16 protein-coding genes are annotated in these 21,896 nt (G+C 38.7%); 7 read left to right on the forward strand and 9 right to left on the reverse strand.

The genetic code is table 11. From position 1 onward, the window contains the following. Positions 1-258 precede the first annotated feature (258 nt). The 6 genes from ACQY77_RS08380 to surE form a co-directional block, all read right to left on the reverse strand. A complete protein-coding gene (locus tag ACQY77_RS08380) occupies positions 259-1,263 on the reverse strand; it encodes a LacI family DNA-binding transcriptional regulator (RefSeq protein ID WP_421938425.1) in 1,005 nt (334 codons plus the stop codon). A gap of 175 nt (positions 1,264-1,438) precedes the next feature. Then, positions 1,439-3,094 carry a RagB/SusD family nutrient uptake outer membrane protein gene (locus ACQY77_RS08385; RefSeq protein WP_421938424.1) on the reverse strand — a complete coding sequence of 552 codons (1,656 nt, stop codon included), beginning with the start codon at positions 3,092-3,094 and terminating at the stop codon, positions 1,439-1,441. Positions 3,095-3,105: 11 nt separating this feature from the next. Beyond that, positions 3,106-6,309: a SusC/RagA family TonB-linked outer membrane protein gene (locus ACQY77_RS08390; RefSeq protein WP_421938423.1), complete on the reverse strand. Its 3,204-nt coding sequence runs from the start codon at positions 6,307-6,309 to the stop codon at positions 3,106-3,108. 180 nt (positions 6,310-6,489) lie between these two features. Then, a complete protein-coding gene (lpxB, locus tag ACQY77_RS08395) occupies positions 6,490-7,602 on the reverse strand; it encodes a lipid-A-disaccharide synthase (RefSeq protein ID WP_421938422.1) in 1,113 nt (370 codons plus the stop codon). A 33-nt stretch (positions 7,603-7,635) separates the two neighbouring features. Next, positions 7,636-7,908, reverse strand: coding sequence for a stationary phase survival protein SurE (locus ACQY77_RS08400; protein WP_421938421.1), 273 nt, complete (start codon positions 7,906-7,908; stop codon positions 7,636-7,638). Between the two features lie 4 nt (positions 7,909-7,912). Beyond that, entirely contained in the window at positions 7,913-8,758 is an 846-nt protein-coding gene (surE, locus tag ACQY77_RS08405) for a 5'/3'-nucleotidase SurE (RefSeq protein WP_421938420.1), read from the reverse strand. 282 nt (positions 8,759-9,040) lie between these two features. Between surE and ACQY77_RS08410 the strand changes: the two genes are divergently transcribed. After that, entirely contained in the window at positions 9,041-11,974 is a 2,934-nt protein-coding gene (locus ACQY77_RS08410) for an insulinase family protein (protein ID WP_421938419.1), read from the forward strand. Between the two features lie 79 nt (positions 11,975-12,053). On the opposite strand, the gene ACQY77_RS08415 is transcribed toward ACQY77_RS08410, so the two are convergent. Together ACQY77_RS08415 and ACQY77_RS08420 are read right to left on the reverse strand one after the other, a co-directional pair. Next, complete coding sequence (locus ACQY77_RS08415; protein WP_421938418.1) at positions 12,054-13,103, reverse strand: glycoside hydrolase family 130 protein; 1,050 nt, start codon at positions 13,101-13,103, stop codon at positions 12,054-12,056. A gap of 57 nt (positions 13,104-13,160) precedes the next feature. Next, the gene (locus ACQY77_RS08420) at positions 13,161-13,346 is read right to left on the reverse strand and encodes a CsbD family protein (RefSeq protein ID WP_090884810.1); all 186 of its coding nucleotides are present in this window, start codon (positions 13,344-13,346) and stop codon (positions 13,161-13,163) included. A 198-nt stretch (positions 13,347-13,544) separates the two neighbouring features. Here ACQY77_RS08420 and ACQY77_RS08425 point away from each other — a divergent pair, with 198 nt between their 5' ends. Beyond that, positions 13,545-16,556 carry a SusC/RagA family TonB-linked outer membrane protein gene (locus tag ACQY77_RS08425; protein ID WP_421938417.1) on the forward strand — a complete coding sequence of 1,004 codons (3,012 nt, stop codon included), beginning with the start codon at positions 13,545-13,547 and terminating at the stop codon, positions 16,554-16,556. A 14-nt stretch (positions 16,557-16,570) separates the two neighbouring features. After that, on the forward strand, positions 16,571-17,947 hold the full coding sequence (locus ACQY77_RS08430) for a RagB/SusD family nutrient uptake outer membrane protein (RefSeq protein WP_421938416.1): 1,377 nt from the start codon (positions 16,571-16,573) through the stop codon (positions 17,945-17,947). A gap of 55 nt (positions 17,948-18,002) precedes the next feature. Here the strand turns inward: ACQY77_RS08430 and acs are convergent, their stop codons facing one another. Next, positions 18,003-19,961: an acetate--CoA ligase gene (acs, locus tag ACQY77_RS08435; protein ID WP_421942391.1), complete on the reverse strand. Its 1,959-nt coding sequence runs from the start codon at positions 19,959-19,961 to the stop codon at positions 18,003-18,005. A 152-nt stretch (positions 19,962-20,113) separates the two neighbouring features. Between acs and rpmB the strand changes: the two genes are divergently transcribed. The 4 genes from rpmB to ftsY all read left to right on the forward strand — a co-directional run bounded on the left by rpmB (position 20,114) and on the right by ftsY (position 21,858). After that, positions 20,114-20,347, forward strand: coding sequence for a 50S ribosomal protein L28 (gene rpmB, locus ACQY77_RS08440; protein ID WP_090884816.1), 234 nt, complete (start codon positions 20,114-20,116; stop codon positions 20,345-20,347). A gap of 44 nt (positions 20,348-20,391) precedes the next feature. Beyond that, on the forward strand, positions 20,392-20,574 hold the full coding sequence (gene rpmG, locus ACQY77_RS08445; protein WP_010599807.1) for a 50S ribosomal protein L33: 183 nt from the start codon (positions 20,392-20,394) through the stop codon (positions 20,572-20,574). A gap of 82 nt (positions 20,575-20,656) precedes the next feature. Continuing rightward, on the forward strand, positions 20,657-20,812 hold the full coding sequence (locus tag ACQY77_RS08450; RefSeq protein WP_010599808.1) for a DUF4295 domain-containing protein: 156 nt from the start codon (positions 20,657-20,659) through the stop codon (positions 20,810-20,812). Positions 20,813-20,895: 83 nt separating this feature from the next. Next, entirely contained in the window at positions 20,896-21,858 is a 963-nt protein-coding gene (ftsY, locus tag ACQY77_RS08455; protein ID WP_421938415.1) for a signal recognition particle-docking protein FtsY, read from the forward strand. Positions 21,859-21,896 lie beyond the last annotated feature (38 nt).

A 21,896-nucleotide genomic window follows, 5' to 3' on the forward strand; every position in this document is an offset into this window, starting at 1 on the left:
AAAAGCATGCTGGGCTGGGATATAACTGTCCGTAGCTTGGGGATGAAAGTTTCTCATAATTGGTTCATTTGGCTTAGTTTTTCTTAAAACGTTTTACCAATCTCATCCTAAAAGCTGATCCAAAAAATGCTTCTGAATTCGTTGCTATCTAATCTCTTGCAAAGGCATCTAACGTAAAACGATTTACCAATCCAATATTAGATAATTTTATACCATATGGAGAAATAGAATAGTAACTTTTAAGTTACAAACAAAAAACTAATTTCTAATGATGAGCTTAGCAGGGACAATAATCTGCTTGTTCTCTGCTTTTGTTTTCTTAGATAACTGACTCAGAACAAGTTTGATCACATTTTCTGCAATTTCTTCCAGCGGTTGCTGTACGGCCGAAATCCGGGGAGTATGCAATTCAAAAGCTTCATGGTCATCATAAGCAATTACGGCAAAGTCATCGCCTATTTTCTTGTCGATTTCTTTAAGCACTTTTAATCCACTTATGGCTAAATAATTGGTTGCAAAAAGCACAGCATCTATTTTTTGGTTCAGAAACAAGCTTTTAATTTGCTCCATCGTTTCTGCTTCATCCTGGTTGAAGTGAATTTTAACGACTAAATTTTCATCATAAGCCAGGTTATGGTCTTCCAGTGCTTTTTTATAACCTTCCAAACGTTCGGTAATTTGCTGCACGTTAATATCAGTAGTTACCAATGCAATTTTTTTCTTACCCTGCTGGATAAAATTTTCAATAGATTGATAAGAAGCATTAAAATGATCTGCTCCAACATAACCTGTTTTTACGTCAGGCAAGTTCCGGTCGAACAGAATTACCGGTGTATTTTCTGCCAGCAGCAGATTAATGTCTTCTTCAATTCCTTTTGTTGGTGCAATAATGTATGCATCAACTTTACGGGATTTAAACATATTGATAAGCTCTTTGGCTTTATCGACATTATTTTCGGTACTTGAATAGATAATTTTATATCCTTTTTTGTAGGCCTTATCTTCAATTAACCTTGCAATTCTTGAAAAAAAAGAGTTCGAAATATCTTCAATAATCAAACCTATAATGTTGGAGTTACCTGTTCTAAGGCTTCTTGCAATCTGATTCGGTTTATACCCACTTTCCTCAATAATCTTTTCCACTTTCTCTATTACCGCCTCACTGATAGATTTTTCTTTGGCCTTGCCATTAATGATAAATGAGACTGTGGTAATGGATACGTTAGCTTGGGTGGCGATATCTTTAATAGAAAGCGATTTCATCTATAAATATTGTATTTAAATTAACCAAATCTAATAAAAAATATAGTTTTTCTAACCCAACACTTAAGAAAACTGTAAATCGGGGTAATTATATCGTTTTTATTACTGAATTTTCTGTGCTTACATCAGCTAAAATAAAAAAAGGTGCTCCAATGGAGCACCTTATATTTAAATTTTAATAGCCAGGATTTTGAGCCAGTTTTGGGTTCAAATCACGCTGACGTTGTGGTATTGGAAATAAATTTCGAATAGCGCTTGAAGCCGTATGATCCCACCAGGTTCCGCTCGTAAATTTTCCGAAACGAATCAAATCATCTCTTCTGAAACCTTCAAAAATAAATTCTCTGCCCCTTTCCGCTAAGAGTTCGTCCATAGTAAGCGTAGTTGTGGTATAAGCCTTAGAGGCCCAGGCAGTATCGGAATAAGCCCTTTTTTTACAGGCATTAATTAAATCTACGGCTTCTGGTGTTGCCGTACCATTATTTTTTCGCATTAAAGCTTCCGCTTTGGCAAAATAAATCCAGGTTAATCGGTACACATTCCAATCGGTATTGTTGTAGTTGGGGTCAGGCTCTACCTTTACACCATTAACTAGCCCTGGGATTGAATTACCCAGCTTATACTTATTAAAACGTACACCACTGTTTTCCTCCCCTTCACTCATATTGGATACCGTAGAGCCCTTGGAGTTTCTTTGAATATTATCTACAAATTCCAATGGTTTACCTGCATACTCAACTGTACCCTGCACTGGTGTTACCCCATCGGCAAATTTTAATTGTTTACCAATAAGCAGCCAATTAAGCTTACGCTGATCTTCTACCTCGTAAGTACTGTAAACGCCTGGCACCAATACAATACCATCGTTACCATTTCTACCACCACCATAAATATCGCGTTGTGCAAAATGATAAAACTCCCCTGTCCAGGAAGGTTCAAATTTCGCACGGGTAAAATCATAAGCAATAGAAAATATGACTTCCTTCGACAAATCGTTGGTGTTCTTAAATTGATCGGAAATGTTTGGATCGAGGGCCATGTTTCCGTTCTGTCCACCCCCTTCATTATTAATTATCTTATCGGCTGCAGCAATACAATCGTCCCACCTGGCTGTACCAGACCACACTTCTGCATTCAGGTAAAGCTCAACCAACATGGCATATCCACTCGCTTGTGACATTCGGCCCAACTGCGCCCTTGAAAGTTTTGGAACATTATTGATGTTATCCTTGATCTCCTTCTCCACGAAATCAAAAACTTCTTTCCGACTGGATGTTGATGGATAGACCGGATTCAGCGGATCTGCAGGTTCAGTTTGAATAGGGACCCCACCAAAGAGATCCATTAATTTTAAGTAATGGAATGCCCTTAACAATTTCAATTCCGATAGATAAGAATCTTTCTCTTGCTGGGTGATGCCCATAGCAGAGATATCTCTTGAATTGATCTGTGCTATTGGATCATTACAATACCCTACACCAGCGTACATGAGCGACCAGGCATTATTCAACCCCGCTTCATCTACCGTCCAGGTATGGTAGTGCAGCCTTTTCCATTTACCACTATCTTCGCCATGAGGTCCTTTTGTTGGCCAGGCCAACTGATCGGCAGACAGCTCAGCAGGGCGCCACCAACCATCTTGCTGAGAGGGCGTAACCCAGGCATTTGCATGGGTGTAAGGGCGTAAAACGGCCGATAAAACTTCATTTTTATTGGAATAAAAATTTTCAGATGGTATCTGATCATATGCATTTTCATCAAGCTTGGTACAAGCACTGGCTAAAGCCATAAAAATTAAAAATGCAGTATATATTATTGATTTGTTCTTCATTGTTGTATTGATTAAAAGCCTACATTAACCCCGAAAAGGAAGGATTTTGTACTTGGGTAAGCGCCTCTGTTGTCTACTCCCGGACCTAAACCTGTATCCTGAATAAAATCAGGATCGTTACCCGAATAGCCTGTAATGGTTGCCAGATTTTGCCCGGTAGCATAAACCCGCAGGTTACGGATGAATTTTGATTTGAGTTTGAAATTATAGCCCAGTGTTACCTCATCCAGCTTAACATTGGTTCCACTCTCTAAATAATAATCAGAGTACATGTAGGTATCATTAATCTGGCTGTACTTGCCAAATGCTTCCCGCAGATAGTTCTTGCCCGAAACGTATGGATTTCCATAAGTTAAAGCCGTTGTATTCAAGATATCGTAATCGAACTTACCACGTAAGAAAACCCTTAAATCAAAGTTTTTATAAGATAAGTTGGCAGTGTATGAGGCATAATATTTAGGAATCGCATTTCCAATTGGTGCAAGATCCGTCATGCTGCGATCTTTTGAATAGTTGATCTGATCGTTGTGAACTGCCTGACCATTTTTATTAAAGAATAACCACTTTCCATCAGCATCAAATCCGGCAAAACGCTTGCCCCAGAAAACCCCTACATCTTCTCCTTCGTAAGTGGTAATGGCATCACCTAAATCGCCTGCACCACCTATAGCACCAAAGGTTCTGTATTGAACTTTAAAAGTGCCATCCGAATAAGAATTCAGTTTATTTTTAATGGTACTGCCGGTAAAGTCCATGCTAAAGGTTAAATCCTTGGTTTTAATGGCCTGATAAGTTAAAGCAAGCTCAATACCTTTTGAAGAGATATTACCTACATTGGCATAAATGGTATTCTGAATATAAGGCGGCTGAGGTGTAGTATATAAGTCCAGAAGATCTTTAGTTGTACGGTCAAATACATCAATGGATCCGCTTAACTTACTGTTAAACAAGGCAAAATCAGCACCAATATTGGTTTCGCTTTTACTCTCCCATTTAAGAAAAGGATTGGGGTTTCTTCCTGGACCATAAGTTTCTCTGTACGCAGCATCAGGATAAAGATATTTACCTCCTGTAGTTAACAACACCCTGGAAGCATTATTGGTAAAACCAGAATTACCTGTTACCCCATAACCTACTCTTAGTTTTAAATTGTTCACCCATTTAACATTTTCCATGAATTTTTCTTCTGTCACATTCCAACCCAATGAAAGTGCCGGAAAACTTCCCCATTTGTTGTTATCGCCAAAGCGGGATGAACCCTCTCTCCTCAGGATAAACTGAGCAAGGTATTTATTGTTAAAAGCATAATTGATACGGCCAAAAAACGCAATCAGCGTATTATCATTCTTAAAACTTCCCAATCCGGCCTTACCATCTGCCAGGGCCTGACCGGCATTCATATTATCTTCATTGAACTGATCGTTTAGGAAACCCCTGGTATTTGATTTTGCACCCTCCTCAATATTATAGCGATAGCTATAACCTGCCAATACGGTAAAGGAATGCTTATCGATTGTTTTATTATAATTTAGTGTAGGTTCAAAGGCAAAACCCTGAGATAAGTAATTGTTTTTGAAGGCGTAGCCGCCACTCGGATAATCGCTGTTTTCTACGGAGTTTTCGCTTCCCAGCTGAGCATAACCACCGTCTATGTAACTATCTCTTTGGATTGATCCGAAAACAGAGGCTTTTAATCCTTCTACGATATCTAAATCGGCTTTGATATCTGCTGAACTGGTTTGTTGTTTACGGTAACTGGTAGTTTGATATAACCGCGCAAATTGATTGGTACTCTGGGTATCAAAATAATAAGAACCATCAGGATTATAAATGGGTTTGGTAGGGTTCTCTGTAGCATACTCTTCCCAGCCACTGCCGGTAAGTTCATTATCGAAAAAGGAAATAGGTGATCCACCGGCCAGCAAATTGGCTTTATTGAAGTTGGTAGCCAGGTTAAGCTGGATATTCAGCTTATCATCTAAACCTTTCTGATTAATATTTAACCTTGCAGTATACTCTTCCCTGTCGTTTTGCAAGGCAATACCCTGTAAATCACGGTAGTTTAAACTTGCACGATAGCTCGTTTTGTCTGTACCGCCCGACAGCGATAAGTTGTGATTATGGGAAACATTATCATGATTGATTAAGCGGTCATATAAATCTTCATTGCCGCCATAATCTCTTCCTGAGATTTCTCCCGATGTGAGTTTTTGCCTGAACTCATCAGCGGTTAAAAAGTCTAACCGGTTTTGGACAAACTCTTTTCGCAGGTAAGAGGAGTAATTAAATGTAGGAGGACCGGCTTTACCTTTTTTAGTGGTAATCAGGATTACCCCTGCGTTTGCACTTGTTCCGTAAATGGCGGCTCCTGACCCATCTTTAAGCACGTCGACAGACAGAATATCATCCTGCTGTAGCAGATCCGGATTTCCACCTGGAATACCGTCAATTACAAATAGCGGACTGGCACTTCCTGCAAGGGAGACTACTCCCCTTAATTGTACACTCGGACTGGAATTTGGGTTAGAACTTCCCGATCTGGTGATGTTTAAGCCTGCAACCTTTCCTTGAACCAAATCAAGTGCACTGCGCGCGCCACCTTGCCTGAACTGGGCTGTATCTACGTGTGCAACAGAAGAAGTAACTTCCTTGGTTTTTAAAGTACCATAGCCCACAACAACTACTTCATCCAGTTTTTCTGCTTCTGAAGGGACAAGGTTAACCACCAGGGGAGTATTTCCAGATCCTGCCGGAACTGATTTGGACTGATAGCCAATGTAGCTAAAAACCAGCACGTCGGTAGCCGCGCCAACTTTTATTGAAAATTTCCCATCTCCCTGAGTTACAGACCCTCCCTGTTTACCTTGAACTTTTATGCCCACACCCGGTAAGCCGAGTTTCTTTTCATCTAAAACTATTCCGGTGATGGTTTTCTGCCCAGCTGTATCGGTAGGTTTGGCTGTAGCAGTTTTTGGCGCTGTTGTTGTTGGAGAAGCCGGGGCCGGAGCTGGGATGGAAGACCCCAAAGGATTAACCGGTTTTTTAACGGTATCTGCAGGAACTTTCTTAGCAGTATCCTGTCGTTTACTGGTATCTTGCTGAAAATAAAAGGAGCTAAATTTGCTCGTTTCTCCTTTCATTCCTGCAAACACCTGGGGGCTAGAAATTAGGATCAGGCATAGGAAAACCGCGATCCTGGGTAGAATGTTTTTCATTGGCACTCATTAGTTTTAAGTTTATAATTCAGTTAATGCAATGCAGTACCAAATTCCAGAAAATTAATGAGGCGTAAGAATTAATTGTATAGGTAATGGATTTCCGCAAAACGATTTAGTAACGCTTTAAATGCGGTTTTGTTTTAAAAAAAATAAAATTAGCTGATTTTAGACAAAAATTTATCGATCAGAAATGAGGTATTTACAGATGGATTTGGCCGTTTTTTCGGATGCACCCGGACTACCCATTAGCCGCAAAAGTGCATCGTAATCCTGCAACATTTTCAACCTCCCCTCACCTTGCAAAATGACTGATAATTCTTGTTTTAACTTATCTGGATTACAGTCTTCCTGGATAAGTTCTGTTACTATTTTTTGATTAACAATGAGGTTAACCAAAGAGATAAATCTGATTTTTACCAGAAGTCGTGCAATCGCTATAGAAATTGTTCCTCCTTTGTAAACCACTACCTGTGGCACTCGAAATAAAGCAGTTTCTAAAGTAGCCGTTCCTGAAGCTACAATTGCCGCATGGGCATGGTGCAACAAATTATAGGTATTATTAAAAAGTAATTTAACTGGCTTATCGCCTATAAATTTATTGTAATATGAACGATCAAAAGTTGGCGCTCCAGCTACCATGAAGCTGTAATCAGGAAATTGCGTTACCATATCCAGCATTACAGGCAAGAGCCTGTCTATTTCTTGCTTCCTGCTCCCAGGTAAAAGTGCGATGATTTTATGATCAGACAGCTGATGGGCAGGGATAAAATTATCATTGGGAGTAAACTGGCTAATTTCATCTAACAAAGGATTACCTACATACTCCACAGTCATGCCCCATTCTTTATAGAAATCTACTTCAAAAGGTAAGATACAAAACATCTTATCCACTACCTTTTTTATTTTGAGCACCCTTTTTTGATTCCAGGCCCAAACTTTTGGAGAGATATAGTAACAAACCCTGATTCCGGTGCTTTTGGCAAATTCTGCGATTTTAAGGTTAAAACCAGGAAAATCAATCAGAATCAAGACATCTGGTTTCCAGGCTGATATATCATCCTTACAAGCCTTCAGGTTTTTAAAAATTGTTCTCAAATTTAAAATTACCTCAGTGAAGCCCATGAAGGCCATATCGGCATAATGCTTAACAAGTTCTCCTCCCTCCAGCTCCATTTTATCTCCACCAAAATACCTAAAGGTGGCATTATTATCCTCCTTTTTTAAGGCTTTCATTAAATTGGAACCGTGTAAATCACCCGATGCCTCACCGGCTACTAAATAATACTTCATTTAAGAGAAATAAAATGACAGGACTTTGGAATCTTAAAAAACTTTATACGCAAAAAATACAAAGGCACACAAAAAGGTTGCCGCCAGTATTCCCCGACCAATATTTTCTTTATTGTACTTAAAAAAATGTTGCAGCGTAAAGGCATTTATTCCAATTCCTGCAATGTACAATAAATCGGCTTTGGCAAGATAATGCACATGATTAATGATGTACCAGGCAATGGTGCATCCAATCAAAGGTAGAATCAAGCCTATTGCCAAACCAACCCATACAGTATTGGGGAGTTTTCTAATAAAATTGTTCATCTACCTAACCTAAATTTAGTCCATCAGGGGCAGAAATTGTATTTTTCGATTCTGAAGAATCGGAACCTGCAACCTTACCGAAATCCCAGCTATTAAGTTGTTGTATAGCATGATGTGCTGTCAAATCAAATTGAACAGGTACTACAGAAACATAATTATGCTCTAGGGCCCACACATCAGTATCTTCACCTTTATCAAAGTTTTCAAAAACCCCTGTTAACCAGTAATACGGGCGTTTATAAGGATCTACACGCTCCTCAAACTCTTCCATCCATTTGGCATTGGCTTGCCTGCAGATCTTAATCCCTTTTAACTGATCGCCCTTTGGGAAGTTAACATTCAACAAAGTTCCTTCGGGCAAACCATTGGCCAACACCTGCTCTGCAATCTGCTTTATATACTTTTTGGTATGGCTAAAATCAGCATCGGCAGCAAAATCATCAAGAGAAAAACCTACAGAAGGTATTTTTTCAATAGCCCCCTCAACCGCAGCAGACATGGTACCCGAATAAATCACATTAATAGAATTATTAAGACCATGATTAATCCCTGACACGCACAAATCTGGCTTTTTACCTTTAAAAATTTTATTGACAGCAATCTTTACACAGTCAACCGGTGTTCCACTGCATTTGTACATTTCTACTCCCGGATATAAATCCACCCGATCAAAACGGATTGGTTTACCAATGGTTATGGCGTGCCCCATTCCACTCTGCGGACTATCAGGAGCCACTACTACTACATTTCCAATCTCCTGCATCACTTCCATCAGGTTTTTAATCCCTGTTGCCGTAATGCCATCATCGTTTACCACTAAAATATTGGGTTTTGTACTTTGCTTTGTCATGTCGGTAAAATTACAGATAATAATTAAGTAGCAAGAAGAAAGTAGCAAGATTGGTGTACGATAAGCCCATTATCTAAGGACTAAATACGATGTACCAACGACTGTAAGAAAGTAGCACCAATAAGCTAAAATCACCCATTCCTGTCTTTTTAGTTAACATTTATCAAAAGCATTTCATTCCCAAACAGAAAGCATATATATTTGAGTAAACAACTTATTAACAATGAACCGGGTAATGTATTCTGTCATGCCCTGATTTCATAATCATAAACCAAAATTTCAATGAAATTCAAACTATTTACTTTAGCTTGCTTTCTAATTACAGGTTCGATAGCCCAGGCGCAAACAACCTATCAATGGAAAACAGGGACTTCTGCTGGTTACCCTTACAAATATGTAACCAACGACCCTACCAAAACCCGTTTTTACACCTTAAAAAATGGACTTACCGTTATTCTGTCGCAAAACAATAAAGAACCGAATATTACTTACAAAATGGCCATTAGAGCTGGCAGTAACACTGACCCCCGAACCAACACAGGTTTGGCACATTACCTGGAACACCTGTTGTTTAAAGGGACTGATAAGTTCGGGACATTGAACTACGCCAAAGAAAAACCCTATTTGGATAAGATTGAGGCACTTTACGAAAGCTATAATAAAACCACGGATCCGGCAAAGCGTAAAGAAATTTACAAGGAAATTGATAAAGTATCTGGAGAAGCTTCCAATTATTCTATTGCCAATGAGTATGACAAAATGATGAAAGCGGTGGGTAGTGGATCAACCAATGCCCATACTTCTGTGGAGGAAACGGTTTATGAAGAAGACCTGCCCTCAAACGCAATAGATAAGTTTTTGGCGATACAGGCAGAGCGATTCCGTAATCCGGTTTTCCGTATTTTCCATACGGAACTGGAAGCTGTTTACGAAGAAAAAAATATAGGGATGGACAATGATGGTCGTAAAATGTATGAGAAAATGCTTTATGCCCTTTTCCCAACGCATAACTATGGTCAGCAAACCACGATCGGAACCATTGAACACCTTAAAAACCCTTCTTTGGTAGAGATCAGGAAATACTATAATAAATATTATGTTCCGAACAACATGGCTTTAATCATGTCTGGAGATATTAATTATGATGATCTGATCAAAAAAATCGATAAAGATTTTGCTTATATGACTGCTAAGCCGCTTTCTCTTTACAATCCGGCACCTGAAAAACCATTAACGAAAGTACAGAAAGTTGATATTTATGGTCCAAGTGCCGAAAGTTTATATATTGCTTACAGAGGTTTTGCACAAAACACCCATCAAAGTTTATTGTTGGATTTGATTGGCAGTATCTTATCCAACGGCAAAGCAGGTTTAATGGATATCAACATCAACAAGCAACAAAAAATGCTTCGTGCCGGTGCCGGCTATAATCAAATGAAAGATTATGGAATTTTTATTCTTTCAGGATCTCCAAAAGCAAGCCAGAGCCTTGAAGACGCTCAAAAATTACTATTAGAACAAATAGAATTACTCAAAAAAGGTGAATTTGATGAAAGTTTAATCAAAGCAACAGTAGCGAATATCAAACTAGCCGAAATTCAAGCCTATGATAATAACGATGTACGTGCTGATGCAACTATGAATGCTTTTATCCAGAACCGGGCAACAGAATGGGATAAAATGCTTTCTGCAACGGATGCCATGGCCAAAATAACCAAAAAAGAGATTGTTGATTTTGCTAACAAATTCTTTGTTGAAAATTATGTGGCTATCCTAAAACACAAAGGAGAAGATAAGAGCATTATCAAGGTAGAAAAACCCATCATTACAGCTGTAAAAACCAATACCAATGAGGTTTCTCCATTTACCAAAAACATAATTGCGGCTCCGGTTAAGCCCATTGCACCTAAGTTCCTGGATTACAAGAAAGATTTATCCTTTGGTAAGGCGTCAATTGCAGACGTAATTGCAGTTCAAAATACAGAGAACGGCATTTTCCGCATGACTTATCGCTTTGATATGGGAGCATACAATTACAAATTATTGCCTTATGCTGCACAATATTTATCTTTTTTAAGTACAGATAAATACACTGCTGAAGATATCAGCAAAGCCTTCTATAACATTGCCTGTAATTATAGCATAACGGTTAATAATGATGTAACAACCGTCTCAGTAAGTGGGCTACAGGAAAATTTTGATCAGGCAGTTGCCCTTGTTGAAGATGTACTAACCAACTGCAAGCCTAACGAAAAAGCACTGGAAGATTTAAAAGGCCGCATCTTAAAATCAAGGGAAAACAATAAACTCAACAAATCTGCAATTTTAGGTGGTTTAATGAGTTATGCGCAATATGGTGCCGATAATCCATCGAACTATGGATTGACCAATGATGAAATCAAAAATATGAAATCGGCCGATCTAATTTATATGTTGCATAACCTCAGTAACTATAAGCACACCATAACTTATTACGGACCTAAAACGCTGGCTGATTTTTCTACTGCTATTACCAAAGCTCATCCATTAGCGAAAGAATTTACACCTGCCGCACCAATGAAAAAGTTCGTGTATACTAAAACAGATTCTAACAAGGTTTACTTTGCCGATTATGATATGGTACAGGCAGAAATCCGGTGGGTACGTAACAGTGGTTTATATGATCCTGCTAACGCTGCTAAAATAGATCTTTTCAATAATTATTTCGGAGGAGGAATGGGCTCTGTAGTATTTCAAACCATCCGTGAATCGAAAGCGCTGGCTTACTCTACCTTCGCTGTTTACTCTTCACCAAATAGTAAAGACAAAGAAAACACCGTAATTGCATATGTAGGCACACAAGCTGATAAAATGAATGATGCTGTAGCGGGAATGAACGAATTGTTGACGGTTCTGCCTGAGTCTGATAAATCATTTGCATTATCAAAAACGAACTCGTTAAATGGTATCGAAACTTCCAGGATTACCAAAGATGGCATCATTTATTCTTATTTTGCTGATCAAAAATTAGGTTTCGACCATGATTCCAGAATTGATCAATATGCGAGCTTAAAACCCCTAAATTTTGACGATGTGAAAAAATTCCACCAGGAAAATTTAGCAGGCAAGCGCTATAACTATTGTGTAGTAGCCTCAGAGAAAAAAATTAATGTGGCTGATTTACAAAAATTCGGACCTGTAACTAAATTAAGTCTCGAACAAATTTTTGGTTATTAAAACAAGATAAATAGATCGTGTCAAAAGCGGATCCCAACTGGGCTCCGCTTTTTTGCTTTCTGATTTGTCTATCAGAGCCTTATATAAAAGTTAAGGTTTTTAATATTTCTTCAATGGAAAATATGGCAGCACAAACCACCTCATCTGCCGCACCATAATAAATAATCAGTTCATCTCCGTTTCTGATGTGCCCGTTGGTAAAAACAACCTGTCCGAAAAAACCTGTAAGTTCATAATCAGCTTTAGGTATCATAATAGGGTCAATGGTTCTTGCCAATACTTTTGAAGGGTCTTTGAGGTCTAGTAAAAATGCACCTAAACCATAATGGTGATCACTGTTTGCTCCGTGATAGATTTCCAGCCATCCCATGCGGGTTTTAATTGGTGAGGCTCCTGCGCCTACCCTTGCACTATCCCAGAAACCTGGCCGGGTTTGGAGCAGGCACTGATGATTTCCCCAATGAATACCATCAGGAGATTCAGCAAGCCAGATATAATTACCGCCCAAATCTACGCTGCTTGGACGGTGAAGGGCATAGAACTTATCATTAATTTTCTCCTCAAAAATAGCACAGTCTTTATTGTGCGGAGAAATGATCATTCCGTGATTTTTGAAATTTTTCCAATCGCTGGTTGTTCTTAAACCCACCCCTACTCCGTGTGCCGAAACAGCTGTAAAAGTAAGGTAATAAATGCCTTCAAGCTCAGTTACCCTACAGTCTTCAATGCCAAAAGCTTCATTTACACCTTCTCCGATTAATAAGGGATAACCTTCGGGTTCGTAGAAATGAATACCATCATCACTGCAAACCAAGCGAAGATGAGAAAGGGTAGTGAGGTAATCGTTCCCCTTGTAATGAATTATGCGTGGATCATGGGTATCCAGCTCAGGATCATCCAGTGCAATTTCCAGTATTTTGATCCCTTCATCACTCAATATGGGAAAAGAGATATACCCTTCCCGCTGATGCGGCCTTTCTGCCACCCTGATTATCAACCAGGTTTTATTATTAAAAGTAAAAACGCCGGGATTGAGTAAACACAAAATTTCTAATCCCGCTACACTGGGAGATAAATCTTTGGGAGATAAAAGTGGATTTTCTTTAAACCTGATGGCAATATCTTTCATTTTATTTTTAATTAAAACGGGCGTCCAAAAATTGAACGCCCGTTTCGTAGGATTATACTACAGCGAGTTGATCCATTTTACCAGCTCATCCCTTCCTTTACCTGTTTTTTGTTGAAGTTTCCCTAACAACTCATCGTCCTGTCCTTCTTCATGTTTTAAATCATCATCGGTTAAATCAGCATAAGCTTGTTTAACTTTTCCTTTGATCTCATTCCACTTTCCTTTAATTTCTAACTTATCCATAGGTGTAAAATTTTGTTTTAGAATCCATGTATCTATGTATTTCAACAAAAGTCTGGTGAAAAAGTTTAAAATCTATGAGATTACACCTTGATTTACACATTTCGTAATCTATTTATCAATGCAATCTGACTATTTTTCATTATATTAGAATATCATTCCTATTACAAACAATCATTATTAACTAAACTTGAAAATTTGATGAAAAAACTACTCTTAAGTATGATTTTATCTTTCGGGTTAATTTCATTTGCTTTCGCACAAAGCAGGGTTATTAGCGGAAAGGTCACCTCAAGTAATGCCGAACCCATTCCAGGGGTAAGCGTATTTGTAAAAGGCACACCATCCAATGGAACACAAAGTGATGCCACCGGTACATTCAAACTCAACGTACCAGAGAATGCCAAAGTATTAGTCTTTAGTTTTATCGGTTACAAAACCAAAGAGATTCCAATCACCAGCTCAAATATCAATGCTGTTTTAGAAGATGAAGCCTCTAGTTTGAATGAAATTGTAGTTGTAGGATATGGCACTCAGAATAGAAGGGATGTTACCGGATCTATAGCCAAAATAACAGCGGCGGACATTAAAGACGTGCCGATTGCCACAATCGAAAGCTCTTTACAAGGTAAGGCTTCAGGCGTATTTATCAACTCGAGCAGTGGAAAATTGGGACAGGCATTGCAAATCAGGGTAAGGGGTATCTCATCTATTTCAGCAAGTAACCAGCCATTATTTGTAATTGATGGTGTTCCAATAGTTAGTGAAGCCCTTGGAACATTTACAGAGCCCGACAACCCTTTAGCAGCTATTAGCCCTGATGATATTGAATCTTTAGAGGTTTTGAAAGATGCGGCTTCGGCGGCAATTTACGGAGCCAGGGGTTCTAACGGGGTAATTCTCATCACCACAAAAAAAGGGAAAGCAGGTCGTACTAACGTGAACTTAAGCTATTATGCCGGATTTAGCGATCCAACCCGAAAAGGAGAGTTTTTAAATACCCAGCAGTACAAACAACTGATGGAAGAATCATTTAAAAATTCTGACTACGATGGTGGCTCTTATGCTAATTCTTCAGAATTATGGGAAGATTATACCGGTACTACTGATTGGGATAATCCTGCAAGCAGTAATTGGGTAGATGCAGCTTTCAGAAGGGGACACACGCAACAATATAATGCCAGCATAAATGGGGGAAATGAAAAAACACGTTTCTTAATTTCTGGAAATTACAGTAATAACGACGGGATTATTGTAAGCAACCGCTATGTACGTACAGGCGGAAGGCTAAGTTTAGATCATAGCATTTCTAAAATCCTTGATGTGGGTGGGGCAATAAATATATCCAAGGTTGATAACTACCGGATTCCGACAGACAATGCATTTTCCAATCCTTTACAATTAAATGCATTACCTCCTATTCAGCCTATTTTTGATAGTTCAGGAGAGTTAAACAACAATACTGTTTACTACAACTCCCTGATCGACATTGCGAATGGCAGTAACCTTTCTACTACTTACCGCACTTTTGCCAATGCTTACGCCAGTTTGAAAATCACACCTGATCTTGTTTTAAGAAGTGAGTACGGATTTGATTTTAACAACTTAGAAGAGGAGCAATTTTTAGGTTCAAAAACTCAGGATGGGGGTGGTACAAGTGGTTATGGAGAAAACTTTGCCGCAAAATCAATCAATTTCAACACCAATAACACCTTAACTTACACCAAGGTATTTGCTGAAAAACACAGTTTAAATTTGTTGGGAGGATTTACGTATCAAAACACAAAATACAGATCTTTAACAGCAACAGGAACTATTTTCCCATCGGATAGCTTTACTAAAATAACCAGTGCAGCAGTTACTACAGGAAGCTCATTTGAAGAGGCCTATTCATTTGTTTCCTACTTGGCAAGGGCAAATTATAAATATGACGAAAAGTATCTGCTTAGCGCCTCAATCAGAACAGACGGTTCCTCACGCTTTGGTGTAAACAAAAGATATGGAACTTTTCCTGCAGCTTCAGTAGGCTGGATTGTTTCTGAAGAAAATTTTCTAAAAGAGAGCAATGCTGTAAGTTTACTTAAACTCAGGGCCAGTTATGGTTTAACCGGTAATGCTGAAATTGGAAACTTTGCCTGGAGAACCTTGTATAGTGGTGTAAACTATGCCGGTACTGCCGGAACGCTTCCAAGTCAGCTGGGCGACCCAAATCTAACCTGGGAGAATACCGCCAACTTTAATGTGGGTTTCGATTTGGGTTTATTTAACGATAGGGTAAGTTTTACAGCAGAATATTATAAGAAAAAAACCACCGACTTACTGCTGAATGCACCGATTCCTGCAACCAATGGTTTTACCACCATTTACAAAAATATCGGAGACATGCAGAACAAAGGTTTTGAACTTTCACTCAACACCAAAAACTTTGTTGGCGAATTTAAATGGAGTACCTCTTTCAACATTTCTTTCAATAAAAACAAAGTACTAAAACTGGTAGATGGACAGCCTATTTTTACAGGGGGAAGGTTTCTTGGCCGTGTAGCAGAAGGCGAACCACTTGGTTATTTTTGGGGTAAAGCTTATGCCGGTGTGGATGCGAGTAACGGAGATGCACTTTATTATGTTGATGCGACAAGAACAGCTACAACAAACAGCTACAGTGCAGCGCAAGATCAAAAACTAGGCGATCCAAATCCTGAATTTTTTGGTGGATTGGGGAACCGTTTTTCTTATAAAAACTTCGATCTGGATATCCAAACGCAATTTGTAAAAGGAAATGATATTTATAATATGGCAGGAGGATTTCAATCAGCCAACGGCGATTATTTTGATAATCAAACCCTTGATCAGATGAACTATTGGACACCTAATAACAGAGTAACCAATATTCCACAGCCACGTTTTGGAGCTTCTAACGGGACCAGGCCTTCTTCCAGATACATCCAGGATGGTTCATATTTCAGGATAAAAAGCGTTGTTCTGGGTTACAATGTTCCAAAAACCTTTTTAACCAAATACAAAATTGAAAGCTTAAGACTATATGCCTCGGCTTTAAATCTATTTACCATTACAGGTTATAACGGCTACGATCCTGAGGTGAATACACCAGCCTCGGCCACCAATGTTCAGAGCAACAACATCCAACTTGGCCACGACTTTTACACACCACCGCTAGCCAGAACGGTAACTTTCGGTTTAAATATTGGATTTTAATTAACATCAGAATTATGAAAAATTATAATAAAATTATCATACTGGCCACCGCTCTTCTTTCCATTAGTTTCTACTCTTGTAAGAAGCAACTGGAAATCGAGCCAAAGCAAAGCATCTCTTCCGATGTTGCCCTTTCTACACCCGCAGATGTTCAAAATGCGTTAATTGGTGCATATACCGTTTTAGCTACGGGAGATTTATACGGAACAAATTTGATTTTTATTCCTGATTTATATGCTGGCGACAGCTACTTAAACTGGACAGGGTCCTTTAGCACCTATCGGGATATTTCTAATAAATCAATCATTTCTACCAATGTAGATGTAACCAGAACCTGGGTGTCGGCTTATAAAGCCATTAACGTAGCCAATACAGTAATCAGTGCGTTAGGCGTAATCAAAGATGCAGACACCAAAAATGCCGTAGAAGGTAAGGCTTTGTTCATCAGGGCAATTATGCATTTTGAATTGGTAAGGCTTTACGCATTGCCCTATGATGCAGCAGGCACGAATACCAACTTAGGTGTACCCATCATTACCAAAGCAGTTTTAAATGCTGATGATATCAATACCACCACTTCAAGAAACACGGTAGCAGAAGTATATACAGCTGTGGAAAACGATCTTAAAAACTCCATCACCAAATTGGCTGCCGAAGATGAAAAGTATGCATCTATGGCGTTTTTAGCCAGGGTATATTTGCAGGAAGGAAAGTATGCACTTGCAAGAGATTTAGCTAACGATATCATTACCAATAGTCCTTACTCCTTAATTACTGCTTCGTTAGAAGCACCTTTCAGAACCAAAAATTCTGATGAAGGTATTTTTGAAATTGCTCAAAATGAGCAGAGTAATGCCGGAACTTCAAACGATGGCCTGGCAACTTTTTTCGCCAGTTACGAAAATTCCACAGGTGGTAATGTTGGTCGCGGAGATGCCAATGTAAATACTACTTTTTACAATTCATTTGAGGCAGGTGATAAAAGAGCAACAGAGATGATTTATACTGGAACTGGTGCCAAAAACGGTCTGTTCACCAAAAAGTGGTACTCATATTATGATAACATCCCCGTTTGCCGGATTACAGAGCAGTATTTGATCCGCGCGGAATGTAATTTTAGATTAGGTACAGCTATCGGGGCAACTCCAGCAGCAGATATCAACGCGCTCAGAAACAGAGCAGGCCTGGGAAATATTACTCCTACCCTGGCCAATATTTTAAGCGAGCGCGAAAAAGAACTGGATTACGAAGGTTTCAGGATACACGACTATAAACGTACCAAAAGAAACATCGGTACACTTACCTATAACGATGCTAAACTGGTTTTCCCTATCCCGAATAGAGAAACCAGTATCAATAAAGGGCTTGTTCAAAACCCGGGTTACAATTAAAAATAAAAACGGCCTTCTGAAATTTCAGAAGGCCGTTTTTACCTTATTTATTTTTTTAAAGCTTCTTCGCTGCTTCAATAATTTCCTCTACAACGTTCGGATCCAGTAAGGTTGAGGTATCCCCAAGGTTGGATGTATCACCTTCAGCAATTTTGCGTAAAATCCTGCGCATAATTTTGCCCGATCTTGTTTTAGGTAATCCCGATACGAATAATATTTTATCTGGCTTCGCAATCGCACCTATTACACGGGTAACGGTTTGCAAAATATCTTTTTTAGATAAATCAGCCTCACCGTGCATCTCAGGATAAATTACGAATGCATAAATGCCTTGTCCTTTAACATCATGAGGATAACCTACTACAGCACTTTCAACCACACCAGCATGCATATTGATGGCATTTTCTACCTCTGCGGTGCCAATTCTATGTCCGGAAACGTTTAATACATCATCTACCCTGCCGGTAATTCTATAGTAACCATCCTCATCTCTCAAACAACCATCACCTGTAAAATACATGTTCTCGTAAGTAGAGAAGTAGGTTTGTTTGCAGCGTTCGTGATCGCCATAGGTGGTCCTTAAAATACCTGGCCAAGGGAACTTGATGCAAAGGTTGCCACTTACACCGTTGCCCACTAACTCATTGCCATTTTCATCAACCAATATTGGCTGAATACCTGGCAAAGGTAGCGTTGCGAAACTCGGTTTGGTTTTAGTTACAGTAGCAATTGGCGAAATCATAATCCCACCGGTTTCGGTTTGCCACCAGGTATCGGCAATTGGCGCTTTACCCTTACCTACCTTCTCATCAAACCAGTGCCATGCTTCTTCATTAATTGGCTCCCCAACAGAACCTAAAATCCTCAGAGAGCTCAGGTCTTTTCCCTCCAAAGGTTCATCACCAAAGCTCATTAACGAGCGGATTGCAGTTGGAGCGGTATATAAAATATTAACTTTATGTTTATCAACAATATCCCACAACCTGGAAGCATCCGGATAAGTAGGTACACCTTCAAACATTAAGGTTGTTGCTCCCTGAGAAAGCGGACCATATACAATATATGAATGGCCGGTAATCCAGCCAATATCTGCAGTACAGAAATAAACTTCTCCAGGCTGGTAGTTAAATACATTTTTGAAAGTATAACCGGCATACACCATATACCCACCGCAGGTATGTACAACACCTTTAGGCTTTCCTGTTGAACCCGAGGTATAGAGTATAAACAACATATCTTCTGCGTCCATCTCCTCGGCTTCGCATACCGCATTAACATGCTTTACTTCATCTTCCCACCATACATCACGTCCTTTAAGCATACTTACAGGGGTACGTACATGGGTAAGTACAATTACTTTTTCCACTGTAGGACAACCAATCAGGGCATCATCTATTACATCCTTTAACGGAATAGGTTTTGCGCCCCTGTAAACCCCATCAGCAGTTATCACCAATTTACAAGCAGCATCATTAATCCTGTCGGCAATTGATTTAGCAGAGAAACCTCCAAATACCACTGAATGCACGGCTCCAATGCGCGCACAGGCTAAAACAGCAATAGCCAATTCGGGCACCATAGGCATATAAATACAGATGCGATCTCCTTTTTTTGCACCATTGCGTTTTAAAACATTTGCAAAACGACAAACATGCTCATGCAACATCGTATAAGTAAGCGTTACTGTATCATGTTCAGGATTATTTGGTTCCCAGATAATGGCCGGTTTATCTCCATTTTCTGCTAAATGCCTGTCGAGGCAGTTTTCGGTAATATTTAATTTCGCACCTTCAAACCATTTAATATCTGGCTCGGTAAAATTCCAGGAAAGAACTTTAAACCATGGTTTACGCCATTGAAAACTTTGGGCTACTTCGCCCCAGAACTGTTCGGGTTTTTCTATACTTTTTTGATAATCTTCTTCGTACTGCTTAAAGGATGTGATTTGCATTGCTCGTTTATATGTTTTGGTTTTAGTAGCGGCTAATTTAAATAAATAATGTTTAGCATAAATATTCAAACCGTATCAAAATGAATACTGGCTTAAGTTTTTAAAAATATATTAAATTTTTTAGACACACTATTGTCTTTTCCAATTATTATTCAGATATTTGCACACTCTTAAAAAAATTAAGCGACGATATTTAACAACTATATTTACAAGTCATGTCAAGAGTTTGTGATTTAACAGGAAAAACGGCAATGAAAGGTAATAACGTTTCTCACTCGAACGTTAAAACTAAACGCAAGTTTTATCCTAATTTAAAACTTCAGAAATTTTATATCCCTGAAGAAGACCGTTGGATTACGTTGAAAGTTTCTACTTCAGCGATTAAAACCATCAATAAAGTGGGTATTAGCGAAGCGATCAACCGTTTCGTAAAAAAAGGATTTTTGTAAAAAACATTAACTGTTGAGATTAACAGTTTACAATTTATAATAAAATGGCAAAAAAAGGTAACAGAGTTCAGGTTATTTTAGAATGTACTGAGCACAAAGAAAGTGGCATGCCAGGTATGTCTAGATATATTTCTACCAAAAACCGTAAAAACACTACTGAGCGTTTAGAATTGAAAAAATTCAATCCGGTATTGAGAAAAGTAACCGTACATAAAGAAATAAAATAATTGAATGATAGATGGATTGAATGATTGGGTTTATTTCATTCATTCAGACATTCACTAATTCAATCATTAAAATTATAAGAACATGGCAAAGAAAGTAGTTGCAACCCTTAAAACAGGAACAGGTAAAGAATACTCGAAAGTAATTACAATGGTTAAATCACCTAAAACTGGTGCTTATTCATTCAAAGAACTTATCGTACATAACGACCACGTTAAAGATGCTATTGCATCTAAATAAGGTTAATATTTTTTAATATTAAAAATATTAAAGGCCGTTCCGCTTTAACCGGAAGGGCTTTTTTTGTTATATAAAATTTTCATATGGGCCTATTCGATTTTTTTAAGAAAAAAGAAACTGCACCCGAAGCGCAAGAAGCACTTGACAAGGGTTTAGAGAAAACAAAAGATGGCTTTTTCAGCAAAATTACCAAAGCTGTTGCCGGGAAATCATCTGTAGACGATGAGGTTTTAGATAATCTGGAAGAAGTTTTAGTCACCTCAGATGTTGGTGTGAGTACAACTTTAAAGATTATACAACGCATTGAAGAGCGCGTTGCTAAAGATAAATACCTTTCTACCTCTGAGCTGAATTTCTTACTGAGAGATGAAATCCAATTGTTACTCTCTGAGAATAACAGCAATGATTTCCGTCAATTTGAATATGGCGACCACAAGCCTTATGTGATTATGGTGGTTGGTGTAAATGGGGTGGGTAAAACCACTACCATTGGTAAACTGGCCCATAAACTTAAAGAAGCTAATTTTAAGGTTGTTTTAGGTGCTGCAGACACTTTCAGAGCCGCAGCTGTTGACCAGATTAAACTTTGGGGTGAACGCGTTGGTGTTCGTGTGGTTGCTCAGGCAATGGGTTCTGACCCTGCTTCGGTAGCTTTTGACACATTACAATCGGCAGTTGCCAATAAAGAAGATGTAGTTATTATTGATACCGCAGGCCGTTTACACAATAAAATTGGTTTAATGAACGAACTCGGTAAAATTAAACAGGTAATGCAAAAGGTTGTTCCTGGCGCACCCCACGAAATTTTATTGGTTCTCGATGCTTCTACCGGACAAAATGCTTTTGAACAATGTAAGCAATTTACAGAAGCAACTGATGTAAATGCATTGGCCATTACCAAATTAGACGGAACAGCAAAGGGTGGTGTCGTGATCGGCATTTCTGATCAGTTTAAAATCCCTGTAAAATATATAGGCGTTGGAGAAAAAATGAATGATCTACAGCTCTTTGATAAAAAAGAGTTTGTAAATAGTCTATTCAAATAGCCTTTCGCTAACAACAAAAGATAAACTCCAGCAACAAG

It is taken from the genome of Pedobacter sp., from assembly GCF_965279535.1.
In the GTDB taxonomy this organism is placed as follows: domain Bacteria; phylum Bacteroidota; class Bacteroidia; order Sphingobacteriales; family Sphingobacteriaceae; genus Pedobacter.